Origin of the sequence: Mesorhizobium sp. M0306, assembly GCF_040321655.1 — a bacterium.
GTDB lineage: Bacteria > Pseudomonadota > Alphaproteobacteria > Rhizobiales > Rhizobiaceae > Mesorhizobium.
Genome location: NZ_JAMYRY010000002.1, coordinates 38,754 through 50,500, shown reverse-complemented (window position 1 = coordinate 50,500; position 11,747 = coordinate 38,754). Strand labels below are relative to the sequence as shown.

12 protein-coding genes are annotated in these 11,747 nt (G+C 62.7%); 5 read left to right on the top strand and 7 right to left on the bottom strand.

All coding sequences use genetic code 11. The features are described from left to right. The first annotated feature begins 50 nt into the window (after positions 1–50). A complete protein-coding gene (locus NKI95_RS05120) occupies positions 51–908 on the top strand; it encodes an alpha/beta hydrolase (RefSeq protein ID WP_352714663.1) in 858 nt (285 codons plus the stop codon). Here NKI95_RS05120 and NKI95_RS05115 read toward each other — a convergent pair. Continuing rightward, positions 905–1,942 carry a DUF1176 domain-containing protein gene (locus NKI95_RS05115; RefSeq protein ID WP_352714662.1) on the bottom strand — a complete coding sequence of 346 codons (1,038 nt, stop codon included), beginning with the start codon at positions 1,940–1,942 and terminating at the stop codon, positions 905–907. The two genes, NKI95_RS05120 and NKI95_RS05115, sit on opposite strands and share 4 nt — an antisense overlap. Before the next feature lie 123 nt (positions 1,943–2,065). Here NKI95_RS05115 and NKI95_RS05110 point away from each other — a divergent pair, with 123 nt between their 5' ends. Further along, the gene (locus NKI95_RS05110) at positions 2,066–2,572 is read left to right on the top strand and encodes a DUF1993 domain-containing protein (protein ID WP_352714660.1); all 507 of its coding nucleotides are present in this window, start codon (positions 2,066–2,068) and stop codon (positions 2,570–2,572) included. A gap of 51 nt (positions 2,573–2,623) precedes the next feature. Here the strand turns inward: NKI95_RS05110 and NKI95_RS05105 are convergent, their stop codons facing one another. Continuing rightward, a complete protein-coding gene (locus NKI95_RS05105; protein ID WP_023674744.1) occupies positions 2,624–2,788 on the bottom strand; it encodes a hypothetical protein in 165 nt (54 codons plus the stop codon). Between the two features lie 383 nt (positions 2,789–3,171). Between NKI95_RS05105 and NKI95_RS05100 the strand changes: the two genes are divergently transcribed. After that, the gene (locus NKI95_RS05100) at positions 3,172–4,239 is read left to right on the top strand and encodes an aldo/keto reductase (RefSeq protein ID WP_352714658.1); all 1,068 of its coding nucleotides are present in this window, start codon (positions 3,172–3,174) and stop codon (positions 4,237–4,239) included. 47 nt (positions 4,240–4,286) lie between these two features. Next, positions 4,287–5,552 (top strand): cysteine desulfurase-like protein, encoded by a 1,266-nt coding sequence (locus NKI95_RS05095; protein WP_352714656.1) that lies wholly within the window; start codon positions 4,287–4,289, stop codon positions 5,550–5,552. A gap of 18 nt (positions 5,553–5,570) precedes the next feature. On the opposite strand, the gene NKI95_RS05090 is transcribed toward NKI95_RS05095, so the two are convergent. The 5 genes from NKI95_RS05090 to NKI95_RS05070 form a co-directional block, all read right to left on the bottom strand. Next, positions 5,571–6,602 (bottom strand): histone deacetylase family protein, encoded by a 1,032-nt coding sequence (locus tag NKI95_RS05090; RefSeq protein ID WP_352714654.1) that lies wholly within the window; start codon positions 6,600–6,602, stop codon positions 5,571–5,573. Continuing rightward, positions 6,599–7,108 (bottom strand): GNAT family N-acetyltransferase, encoded by a 510-nt coding sequence (locus tag NKI95_RS05085; RefSeq protein ID WP_352714653.1) that lies wholly within the window; start codon positions 7,106–7,108, stop codon positions 6,599–6,601. The genes NKI95_RS05090 and NKI95_RS05085 overlap by 4 nt, the downstream gene beginning before the upstream one ends. Positions 7,109–7,317: 209 nt before the next feature. Next, positions 7,318–8,247, bottom strand: a complete 930-nt coding sequence (kce, locus tag NKI95_RS05080) for a 3,5-dioxohexanoate:acetyl-CoA acetone transferase (RefSeq protein ID WP_352714651.1) — start codon at positions 8,245–8,247, stop codon at positions 7,318–7,320. Positions 8,248–8,254: 7 nt separating this feature from the next. Then, positions 8,255–9,622, bottom strand: a complete 1,368-nt coding sequence (locus tag NKI95_RS05075; RefSeq protein WP_352714649.1) for an aminotransferase family protein — start codon at positions 9,620–9,622, stop codon at positions 8,255–8,257. 1 nt (position 9,623) lies between these two features. Then, positions 9,624–11,264, bottom strand: coding sequence for a N,N-dimethylformamidase beta subunit family domain-containing protein (locus NKI95_RS05070; RefSeq protein WP_352714648.1), 1,641 nt, complete (start codon positions 11,262–11,264; stop codon positions 9,624–9,626). 154 nt (positions 11,265–11,418) lie between these two features. On the opposite strand from NKI95_RS05070, the gene NKI95_RS05065 reads away from it, so the two are divergent. Further along, complete coding sequence (locus NKI95_RS05065) at positions 11,419–11,667, top strand: ParB N-terminal domain-containing protein (protein ID WP_352492428.1); 249 nt, start codon at positions 11,419–11,421, stop codon at positions 11,665–11,667. Positions 11,668–11,747 lie beyond the last annotated feature (80 nt).

Genomic DNA, 11,747 nt, shown 5'->3' with positions numbered 1-11,747 from the left:
GTTCCTGCTTCCGGTTCCGCTTGCCTCCCTCTGGCCTCCCAGCCCTGCTGATGGCGATTCTTTTGCCGCTCTCTTGCGCCGCCTACGCCAACGCTCTCGAACTCAAACCCTTCAAGGATGATCTCTTCGCCTATCCGGCGACGCTCTCATCCGAAAACAACGGCGCCTATTCGGTTATCGATTATCGTGAGATGCGCGACATCAACGCCCGCGACGAAGTGCCTGAACGTCGTGTGCATGCGCAATACACCGACACCGGCGTGCGTAAGGTGCAGCAGGATCTGTTGCTGCCGACCGATGCAGGCAATGTCCGCCACATCGCCGTCGGCAAGGTCGGGGGCGCCAGCATCATCGTACTTTATCTGCACGGACAGGGTGGCAGCCGTAAGCAGGGCACCGACGACTTCACCTTCGGCGGTAATTTCAACCGCATCAAGAACTTGATGGCCGGCAATGGCGGCCTCTATCTGTCGCCGGATTTTTCCGACTTCGGCGACGCCGGTGCCGCCCAGATCGCCGCATTGATCGGCCACTATGCCGAACAATCGCCGCGCGCAAAAATCTTCGTCGCCTGCGGCTCTATGGGAGGCGCGTTGTGCTGGAAGCTGGCCTCCCGCAAGGATACCGGCGGGCGCATCGACGGGCTGCTGCTGCTCGGCTCGCTGTGGGATGAGAGTTTCTTCTCAAGCCCGGCCTTCAAGCGCCGTGTTCCGGTCTTCTTCGGCCAGGGCAGCAAGGATCCGGTGTTTCCGGTCGAGAAACAGGAAGGCTTCTTCCGCTCCATCCTGGCCAAATCGAAGAGCTATCCCACGCGCTTCGTCCGCTTCGAGACCGGCACGCATGGCACACCGATCCGCATGACCGACTGGCGCGGCACACTCAACTGGATGTTGTCGAAGGCCCCTTAGGGCGCGGTGTTGTAGTCGACGACCGTCTGCGGATTTTCCTCGCCGTCGTAAGACGCGTCGACATCGTACTGGACCAGGGAAAAATCGCCGTTGCGGAACAGATAGGTTCCTGATGAAGAGGCATCGCCGATGCCACGCCATTTGTTGAAGGTGGTGATCGTCTTGGTCTCTTCGTCGTAGTCGGAATTAGTTGCCCAGTCGGAGGTCTGGAAGCCAACTATGGTCATGCCCAGCAATTTGCCGTCGCTGTCATTGTTCTCGTAGCGGATGTCCATTTCAGGTTCGGCGAACTGCAATTGTCTCACGCCAAGCACGTCGTCGCTCATGTAATAGATCGAGTTTTCGTTGTAGGCCGCGGCCGAGCAGGCGAAATGGAAAAGCCGCGTTTCGCTTTCGGGATCGCTGGCAGCCGCATCCTTGTCCTTATAGTGGATCGAGAAAATGTCCGGCTCCTGCGCCAAAAGATCCTTGTCGCACTGGTCGCCATAAGTCGCGGCAAACGCCTTGTTGGCCTGCTCAAGCGCTGCGTCCTTCTTAGGCGGCGGCGGTCCTTCGCCGCAGCTTGCCGGCACGGCATCCTCGAAATCGGCCTTTGACGGTTTCAGCGCACCCTTGTCGATGAAGATCGCGCGAAATGGCGGTTCCTGGATCGAGGCGTTGATCTGGCGCAGCGTATAGCAGCCGGCAAAGACATTCTCGCTGCCGTCCTTGGCCGTCGCCCGGATGGCGACCGGAACGCTGTAGTAGATGCTGCCGGCAGCCCCATCTTCGGATACGCCACCGGTTTTGACTTCGACCGTGTCGGTGCTGTCATAGCCTTTGACGAAGGAATTGAAATCCTTGGCCGGCTTGGTGTCGCCGAAATAGTCCCAGGCGCGCGCGAATTCGTGCCGGCTGATGGCACTATAAAGCGACCGGATGACCGCTTCGGCATTCGACCTGTCGTCGATATAAGGCGCGTCTGCGGCGAGCGCCGATTGGCCAGCAACGGCAAGCGAGATAAAAGCGGTCGCTGCAAAAAGGGCGCGTCTCATCGGGAACCTCCACTCGATGAAAAATCCTATCATATCGATTGCGGCGACGTGGTGACGCTTGAACAATCGCCTGCGAAAGCGCTACCTCTCGCCGTCGGCAGTCGGGCCGCGTGGAGATTTCTTGTGACCATATCAATGTATGAAGCATCCGTGCCGGTATTTTCGGCGAGGCTGAAGGCACTAGCCAATGTGCTGGACATTGCCGAGCAAAATGCGGCTGATCGCAAGATCGATCCGCAGGTGTATCTGACGGCGAGGCTGGCGCCGGACATGTTTGCGCTGACCAGGCAGGTACAGATTGCCACCGATCACGCCAAGGGCGCGCCGTCGCGGCTTGCCGGGCGTGAGGTGCCAAAATACGAGGACAATGAGGCGAGCTTCGCCGATCTGCAGGCGCGCATAGCCAAGACGCTCGATCTACTCGCCACGTTCTCGGCAGCCGAATTCGATGGTTCAGATGACAGAATGGTCGAACTGCGGCTTGCGGGACGCGAGGTTTCGATGCCGGGAATGCAGTATCTGCTGCATGCCGCCATGCCTAATTTCTATTTCCACCTGACCACCGCCTACGACATCCTGCGCCACAACGGCGTGCCATTGGGCAAGTCGATCTTCCTCGGATTGCGTTGAGGTCCGCTCGTGAGATTTCCCGCTGCGGCGGGATATCTCACGGTGCGCTGTTTAGCGCAGGGACATTTCTCGGGCGATGCGCGGGAAATCGGCCGGCTTGACGCCGATATCGGCGCGATCGGCATTGCTCATCGAATGGAGCAGCGCCAGTGCCGCACGATAGCGCAGCTGTTCCCGCGGACGCGGACGGGCGAACATTTCAGTGAAGAATCCCATGATTCAAGCCCCTTATTGAACCTCCACGGCCGTCAATATAGGCAGATCATGACAATTGTGCAGTGCAGCATTCGCATGGCAGCCATGCTGCCCTGATCTTTTTTGACATAATTCGGCTGTTCCGGCGAAACTTCTGCGGTGCTTCGACCGTAGGCCTCAGTGCCGGCCCTTGGCCGGTTTTTCCTCGCCATTCCTGGCGAACTTCCGGACTGCATTCACATGCAGTCCGGCTTTTTATTGGCCGCTGGGATGAACCCCGTCCGCCGGCGTCCTGGGAAAGTCGCCTGACCTGCCGTCGGTGGGCTTGGAAGCGGGCGGCGCTTTCCTGTATGCTATTGCTTCCTCCTCGCGCAGCCGCGCAAAATTCCCGCCGGAGAAACTCCATGCACAAACGCCGTCTCGGCCAGACCGATCTTTTCGTGTCGAAGATCTGCCTCGGATCGATGACCTGGGGCCAGCAGAACACCGAGGCGGACGGTCACGCCCAGCTGGATCTGGCGTTTGCGCGCGGCGTCAATTTCATCGACACCGCGGAACTCTATCCGATCCCGCCCAAGGCGGAGACACAAGGCCGTACCGAGACAATCATCGGCAATTGGATGAAGGAGAAGCGCAATCGCGGCCAGGTGATCATCGCCTCGAAGGTGGTTGGTCGCACCGCCAACACCTGGTTTCGCGGCGACCGCCCGTCTAAGCTGGTGCGCGCCGATATCGTCGACGCTATTGAAAAGTCACTCGCCAGGCTCAACACCGATTACATCGACCTCTATCAGATCCATTGGCCGGAACGCGACGTGCCGTGGGGCGCCAATCCGAACCGCATCGGGGCCGTACCGCGACGATCCGATGCCGCCGGCGTGCCGGAAGGCGAGACGCCGATCGCCGAGACGCTTGCCGTATTCGATGAACTGGTGAAGGCCGGCAAGATCCGCCATTTCGGCCTGTCGAACGAGAATTCCTGGGGCGTCATGCGTTTCATTGCCGAAGCCGACAAGGGCCTCGGCCCGCGCGTCGCCTCGCTGCAGAACGCTTATAATTTCGTCAATCGCACCTTCGAGGTGAACCTTGCCGAAGTCTGCGAGCGCGAGCAGGTGTCGCTGCTTGCCTATTCGCCGCTGGCGCAAGGCTATTTGACCGGCAAATACGATCATGGCGCGCGGCCGCAGGGCTCGCGCTCGCAATTGTTCAACCGCGGCCAGCGCTACGAGACGCCGAATGCTGCCGAGGTGCAGCTCGAATATAACCGGTTGGCGCGCACCTTCGGCATGGAGCCGGCGCTGTTTGCCAATGCCTATGTCTCGAACCGGCCCTTGGTCACCTCGAACATCATCGGCGCCACGACCATTTCGCAACTCGAAATGGCGCTCTCTTCCGCCGACGTGGTCTGGACCGACGAGATGCAGAAAGCCGTCGACGCGATCCACCAGCGCGTCGGCAATCCGTGCCCTTGATGCGTCGGGACGTAGTTGTCCGATAGTCATAAGGGGAGGGAACAGCCATGGACTTCCGGATCGACGCGGTGCGCGCGAAATTTCCGGCCTTGTCGTTGACCGACAAGGGCCGCAGGCGCATTTATCTCGACAATCCTGCCGGCACGCAGGTGCCGCAGGCGGTGGCGGACGCAGTATCGCGTTGCTTACTGACCACCAATGCCAATCTCGGCGGCTTCTTCGAGACCACCATTGCGGCACAGGACATTGTCGACGAGGCCCATCTGGCGATGGCGGATTTCCTTGGCGCGGCAAGTCCGCAGGAAGTCATTATCGGCGCCAACATGACGACGTTGACCTACCAGATGTCGCGAACGCTTGGCCGTACGATGAAACCCGGCGACGAGATCATCCTCACCCGCATGGACCATGAGGGCAACATCTCGCCCTGGCTGCAACTGGCTGAAGACCTTGGCCTTGTCGTGCGCTGGCTGCCTTTCGACCAGCAGAGCTGGCAGGTCGAGGAGGCAGCACTCGCCGCGCTGCTTTCCGAGAGGACGCGGCTCGTCGCGCTCAACTATGCCAGCAATCTCACCGGGTCGATCAACCGGGTGAAGGCGTTGACCGGCATCGCGAGGCAGGCTGGTGCGCTGGTCTACGTCGATGCCGTCCAGTTCGCGCCGCATGGCCTGATCGACGTCCAAAACCTCGGCTGCGATTTTCTGATCTGCTCGGCCTACAAGTTCTTCGGCCCGCATATGGGAATTTTGTGGGCCAGGCTGGACGTCGTCGATGCACTGCAGCCGTACAAATGCCGCTGCTCGTCCAATGCCCTGCCGGAGCGCTTCGAGCTCGGCACGCCGCAAATTGAATTGATGGCCGGCCTGTCGGCGGCTGTCGATTATTTTGCCGACCTGGGCGCGGCAGCCGGCGCGCAAGCGTCGCGTCGGCAGAAAATCGCCAAGGCCTTCGAAGTTTCAATCGCTTACGAGAACCCGCTGGCGCAACAGCTGATCGATGGTCTGTCGGATATTACCGGCCTGACCATCCACGGCATCACCGATCCGAAGCGGATCAATGAGCGTGTGCCGACGGTGTCGTTCACTGTCGAAGGCATCGTGCCGGAGACGATCGTGCGGCAGACGAATGCCGAAAACATCTTCCTGTGGTCCGGCCACAACTACGCCTGGGAGATCGTGCACCAGCTCGGCATTCCGGCCGAGCAGGGCGTGGTGCGCATCGGCATCGCTCATTACAACACTGCAGCCGAGATCGAAGAGACGCTGGAGAGCGTGCACCGCGTTGTCGCCATGCTGAGGCAGGAGCGATCCTGAGCGGGCCACGCGGGCGGATCATCGCTTGTGGGCGCCGCCAAAACCGGTGAGGAAGGCGGTGAGATTGTCGCCGAGTTCGTCGCAGAGATAACCGCCTTCCTGGACGATGACCGTCGGCAGGCCGAGCCCGGCGATCGCCTCGCCAATGCGCGAAAAACCAGACGTGCTCACCGACAGTCCGCCGAACGGATCGCCTTCGAAGGCGTCTAGCCCCAGCGCCACCACAAGCGCATCGGGCGAGAAGGCGTTGATGCGCTGGAACGCTGCCGCGAGCGCTTCGAGGAAAGCCGCATCGCCGGATTTGCGCGGCAGCGGCAGGTTGAGATTGTAGCCGAGGCCGGCGCCTTCGCCGCGCTCGTCGGCATAGCCCCAGAAAAACGGATAGAACCGCACCGGATCGGCATGCAGCGACACGGTGAGCACGTCCGGCCGGGCATAGAAGATGCCTTGCGTGCCGTTGCCGTGGTGCAGGTCGACATCGAGGATCGCCACCCGCGCCGCCTGCTTGCGCAGAACCTGTGCGGCGACCGCCGAATTGTTGATGAAGCAGAAGCCGCCGGCGACATCGGCAAAGGCGTGATGGCCGGGCGGCCGGCACAGCGCATAGGCGGCCGGCGCTCCCGACATCACCGCCTCGGCGGTTTCAACCGCGCTCCAGGCGCTCCAAAGCGCGCTCTGCCACGTCTCCCCGGAGATCGGGCAGGCGGTGTCGGCCATGTGGTAGCCGGCTTGGCCGACCGCCGAGGCCGGATAGGAGCCGTTCCGCGCGATCGGGTGGATGTTGGGGATGACCTCGGCCGAGGCGCCCTCGATGCGCTGCCAGCGCGCGAAGATATGCTGGAGGAAATCGAGATATTCCGGCGTATGCACCGCCGCAATCGGGCCGAGCCCGTGATCCCGCGGCCGTTCGATCGTGCAGCCGGCAGCCTTTGCGCCGGCTAACAATCGCTCGACCCGTACCGGCTTTTCCGGATTGGGCTGCGGCGCGCCGCTTGAGAGGAACGCCTTCGGGTCGTGGCGCTTCTGTTCTTCGGCATAGAAGGCTTTCATGTTGGCTCCTCCGGTGCGTCGGCAAAGGCGAAAAAGGCCTCGCCGACGATCTTTTGCACCTGCTCGTAGCTCGACCAGGCAATGCCCAACCGTTCGTAAAAAGCCTTGGCGGTCTCGTTGTCGGTGTCGACGGACAGCCTGAGGTAAACGCCGCCGTCTTTGCGGCATTGCGCCGCGACCCGGCGCAGCAGGCGCTCGCCGATCCTGCGGCCGCGAAACCGGTCCTCGATATAGAGGTCCTGCACATAGACGCCGGGCCGGCCCATCCATGTCGAGAAGATCGGAAAATAGAGGCACAGCCCGGCAAATTCGCCGCCGACTTCGGCGATCAAGGTCGAGAAGGCAGGCTTTTCGCCAAAGCCATAGGTGCGGAGATCCTGAGCTGTCGAGGCGATCTCCTGATGGGCGCCGACATGCGCGCCCAGCCGTAGGAGCGCGGCGTGGATGGTTTCGACGTCTTCGCTGGTGCCGGGGCGGATAAGTACGTTTGTCGATGGCGTACTCACGGCAGGCAGAGTGCCCAGGCACCCCCCTCTGTCCTGCCGGACATCTCCCCCTCATGGGGGGAGATTGGTAGCTTCGATCTTGTCGCCCATCCTGCAACATCGGCAATTGGCGAAGGCCGCAGTGATGTCCAATCTCCCCCCTTGAGGGGGAGATGTCCGGCAGGACAGAGGGGGGTGTGACGGATCACAATCATCTCAGGCCACAACCATCAGAACGCCACACGGTCGCCGCCCTTGAGCGCCAGCATCTGCCGCGCCTCGGCCGGCGTTGCAACGTCCAGCGACAATCCGTCGAGCACGCTGCGGATGCGGCGCACCTGGTCGGCATTGGACTTGGCGAGCTGGCGCCCGTCGTAGAGGCTGTCCTCCAGCCCGACGCGGACGTTGCCGCCCATCGCCGCCGCAATCGAGATCATCGGCATCTGGTGGCGTCCGGCGGCCAGCACCGAAAACTGGTAGCTGTCGCCGAACAGTTTGTCGGCGATGTGCTTCATGTGGACCAGGTTTTCGGGATCGGCGCCGATGCCACCGAGGATTCCGAACACGAACTGGATGAACAGCGGTCCCGACACCAGCCCGCGGTCGCGGAAATGCGCCAGCGAGTAGAGATGGCCGACATCGTAGCATTCGAATTCGAAGCGCGTGCCGCATCCGCGCGCAAGCTTTTCGAGCACCGTCTCCATGTCGGCAAAGGTGTTCTTGAAGATCGTGTCGCGGGTCGCTTCGAGCAGCTTCGGCTCCCATTCGTGCTGCCACTCCCGCGGCCGGTCGAGCATGGGGAACAGCGCGAAATTCATCGAGCCCATATTGAGCGAGCACATTTCCGGCGCGGCCCTGAGCGGGGCGGCCAACCGCTGGTCGAGCGTCATCAGCGAGGAGCCGCCGGTGGTGATGTTGATCACCGCATCGGTCGCCTGCTTGATGCGCGGCAGGAACTGCATGAACACCTCGGGGTCGGCGGTCGGCCGCCCGTCCTTAGGGTCGCGGGCGTGAAGATGCAGGATCGAGGCACCGGCTTCGGCGGCGGCGATCGCGTCGGCGGCGATCTGGTCCGGCGTCACCGGCAGATGCGGCGACATCGACGGCGTATGCACCGACCCGGTGACGGCGCAGGTGATAATGACTTTTCGCGGTGCCATGGTCGCCTCAACCTTCGACCGGCAGGTCGAGCTCGCCGGCCAGCACCTCGAGCGAGTCGCCGATGATGGATACGATCTCGCCGATCTGCGCGGCGGTGACGATCATCGGCGGCGCGACCATGAAATTGTCGCCGTCGACACCGCCCTTGACCTTGCGTCCGTAGATGATCAGGCCGCGCTCATAGGCGAGGTCGAGCAGGCGCTGGGTGGCCATTTTCGCGGGCTCGATCGGCCTCAGAGTGTCGGGATCGGCGACCATTTCGGCACCGGTGAGCAGGCCCTTGCCGCGGACATCGGCGATGAATGGAAACCGTTTGGCCAATCCCTTCAGTTCGTCCATCAAAAGGTCGCCCATGACAGCCGCGTTGGCGATTAGGCCGAGGCGGTCCATTTCGCCGAGTACGGCGAGCCCGGCGGCGCAGGCGAGCGGATTGCCGGCATAAGTATGGCCGTGCTGGAAGCCGCCCGATGCGAGCAATGGCTGCACCAGCCGCATCGGTGCCGCCAGCGCGCCGAGCGGCGCGTAGCCCGAGCCCAGCCCCTTCGATAGCGCAACGATGTCGGGCTTGCAGTTCCAGTGGTCGCCGCCGAGGAATTTTCCGGTGCGACCCGCACCGCTCATCACTTCGTCATGGATGAGCAGGATGCCGTAGCGATCGCAGATCTCGCGGATGCGCGGATAATAGCTGTCCGGCGCCACAAGTGCTGCCGTGGCAGCGCCGCCGACCGGCTCCATGATGAAGGCGAGCACGCTTTCCGGCCCCTCGGCGAGGATCTTTTCTTCCAGCATATCGGCGTAGCGGATGCCGCGCTGTTCCATCGATAGATTGTCGCGGTCGCGCCAGGCGATGGGCGCCGGCACGGTCGGCATGACCTGCATCATCGGCGTAAAATTTTCGGCCAGCGCATCGTCGCCGGTGACGGCGAGCGCACCCAGTGTGCCGCCGTGATAGGAGGGAAAGCGCGTGATCACCTTCCAGCGGCTGGGCTGGCCCGTGGCGACCGCCCATTGCCGCGCCAGCTTAATGCAGGATTCCGTAGCTTCCGAGCCGCCGGAGACAAAGAAGATGCGGTCCAGGCCCTCGGGGAGTTTGGCCGCCAGTTGCCGCGCGAGCTCCTCGGCCGGTTCGTTCTCGAAATGCAGGCGGTAAGCGAAGGTGGCGCGGTCCATCTGCCGTTTCATCGCGTCGAGCACGTTGCGGTTGGAATGGCCGATATTGGCGACCATCGGCCCGCTCGATCCGTCGATGAAGCAGCGGCCGTCCTGCGTCCACATGTAGATGCCTTCGGCGCGGTCGATCAACGGCCGGCGCAGGCTGGACAGATAAAACAGATGCGAGGCTTCGCGGGCTTCCGGGGCAGGGGACTTCAGCATGTCATGACTTTCCAAGATAGCGGTCGAGGACATTTCTGGTGACACGCTCGACCATCGCATCCTGCCTTAGCAGGCCGGCAACCCATTCGCAGCTTCCGGCGTGAAACACCTCGCCCTTGCCGCGCCGGAAATTGACGATCATGCCGTTGCCGCGTTTGACCTTGTCGAGATTGGCATCGCTTGCCTCGCCGAACAGCGTTTCGGCGGTGAAGCGCCCGTCCTCGTCGCCGAGAAACTGGTCCTTGAGCGGAATGTCGGCGCTTTCCTCGACCTGGCTCGCCATGCCGACGGCCAGCACTTGCAGGCCGTCCGGTGCGCCGCTGTCGGGCTCGGGGTAGGGCAGGCCGCCGCGGATCTCGAAGTCGAGCCCGTCGACCTCGTAACCATAGACATGGCTGTCGGCGCCGAGCAGGTCGCCATAGTAGATGCCGGTACCGGCAAAGGCCCAATGCTCCGGCCGGTAGACCGGAAAGCCGCGCACGCCGCGCGGCGCGCAGCCGCCCCAGCCGGCATAGACGCCTCTTGTCGCGTTGAGGCCGAAGGTCGCCGCACCCGGCCGGCCGATTTCCGGCGCCTCCCAGGAGTTAGTGGCGCGCCTTATGTCGCCGCCGCGATAGGCCGGGTCCTCGGCGCGGGCGCGGTATTTGTAGCAGACCTGCCGACGCCCTTCGTCCTCCAGCCTGGTCTGCCACATGAAATTGCCGGCAAAGCGCGCTGCATGGCCGCCGCGCTCGACATAGGTGTCGACCGCATCGCGCATTTCCCAGGTCCAATATTCGTCGTGGCCGACGAAGACGACGCAGTCATAGCCGTCGAGGATGTCGGGCGAAAAATGCAGATCGTGCTGGCTGGCGAGATCGACGGCGTAGCCGGCACGCTCGGCGAAGCGGAAGAAATGGCTGTCGTAGCTTGCCCAGCCCGACGAGGCGTATTTCTTGGAATGGCCGGTAGCAAAGGCCCATTCCATATGCGGATAGCGCGGCACGGTTTTCGGCTGCACGGCGACTTCGAGCGGCACGCGCGGCGCGTCCTTGGGCAGCACGACGAAGCCGCGGCACCACGGCCGCTGCGTCGATACCATTCGTGCATACTGGTCGCGGCCTGGCCCGGTGATGCCTTCGTAATGGTTGGAACCGCCCCATGTGTTGTAGGCGAGCCAGGTGCCGGTGGCCGCGACCTGCAGCACGCGGCCGGGTTTCTTGCCGGGTTGCGGCGCAAGGACGAAAAGATGGTGGCAGCGGATCACCTCGCCGTCCCGGCCATCTGCCGTCAGTGTGACGCGATAGGCGCCGGACGGCCAATCGTCGCCGATGCGAAACTCGAACGACACTTGCCAGCCGCAGCCTTCGACCGAACATTGATCCGGCGTATCCTGCCAGCGCGCCGCGATACCGGCCTCCTCGAACATTGTCGCTTCCGCGCCGCCGTCGCGGATGATCGCGATGCCGAAACTGGCGGCTGTCGAACTGACATGCAGCGCCATCATGTCGCCAGGACGGTAGGAAAAACGGTCGCTGTAGCACCAGATTTCGCCACGCCCGCCATCCATCCCCGGCCATTCCCAGTAATGGCTGCGCACCGCCTGGCGTCGCTGCTCCGGCGTCAGTCCGAAATCGGGAAACTCTGTCGGCAGATGGTTCATGGACACCGCTAAGGTCGAAGGCCGCCATTTCGGCCATCGGCCGGCCAAGCGTCAATTGGAAACGATCGGGCCAGCCATTGCCGGGCCGCTCCCTTGGCCTTGCCGGCCAAACAGACTATCTCACAAGGGCGGCCTTGTCCGCATGGGAGCCGATATGCTGAGAGTGCAAAAGGTCAGGGTCGACGACATCTACGTGCCGACCGCGCGCAAGAAGACGCTGCATCCCGAAACCGTCCGCCATCTGGCCGAGGACATTCTGGAAAACGGCATGAAGATGCCGATCCAGGTGCGCCATGACGGCAAGCGCCACATCCTCGTCGAAGGGTTGCATCGGCTGGAAGCGGCCAAGTGGCTCGGCGAGACCGAGATCGACGCCTATCTGGTGCAAGCCAAGCGTCACTGAAGCCACTCATTTCCGTCGTTCGAATCTCCGGTCCCGCGGATTTTTTCTCGCGAACCGTGTCGGCTTGCGTCTTGTCGGTT

Excerpts from the sequence above, each read along its gene's own strand:
- NKI95_RS05120 (WP_352714663.1), top strand. The coding sequence starts at position 51 with ATGGCGATTCTTTTGCCGCTCTCTTGCGCCGCCTACGCCAACGCTCTC.
- NKI95_RS05115 (WP_352714662.1), bottom strand. The coding sequence starts at position 1,942 with ATGAGACGCGCCCTTTTTGCAGCGACCGCTTTTATCTCGCTTGCCGTT.
- NKI95_RS05105 (WP_023674744.1), bottom strand. The coding sequence starts at position 2,788 with ATGGGATTCTTCACTGAAATGTTCGCCCGTCCGCGTCCGCGGGAACAG.
- NKI95_RS05100 (WP_352714658.1), top strand. The coding sequence starts at position 3,172 with ATGCACAAACGCCGTCTCGGCCAGACCGATCTTTTCGTGTCGAAGATC.
- NKI95_RS05095 (WP_352714656.1), top strand. The coding sequence starts at position 4,287 with ATGGACTTCCGGATCGACGCGGTGCGCGCGAAATTTCCGGCCTTGTCG.
- NKI95_RS05090 (WP_352714654.1), bottom strand. The coding sequence starts at position 6,602 with ATGAAAGCCTTCTATGCCGAAGAACAGAAGCGCCACGACCCGAAGGCG.
- kce (WP_352714651.1), bottom strand. The coding sequence starts at position 8,247 with ATGGCACCGCGAAAAGTCATTATCACCTGCGCCGTCACCGGGTCGGTG.
- NKI95_RS05075 (WP_352714649.1), bottom strand. The coding sequence starts at position 9,622 with ATGCTGAAGTCCCCTGCCCCGGAAGCCCGCGAAGCCTCGCATCTGTTT.
- NKI95_RS05070 (WP_352714648.1), bottom strand. The coding sequence starts at position 11,264 with ATGAACCATCTGCCGACAGAGTTTCCCGATTTCGGACTGACGCCGGAG.
- NKI95_RS05065 (WP_352492428.1), top strand. The coding sequence starts at position 11,419 with ATGCTGAGAGTGCAAAAGGTCAGGGTCGACGACATCTACGTGCCGACC.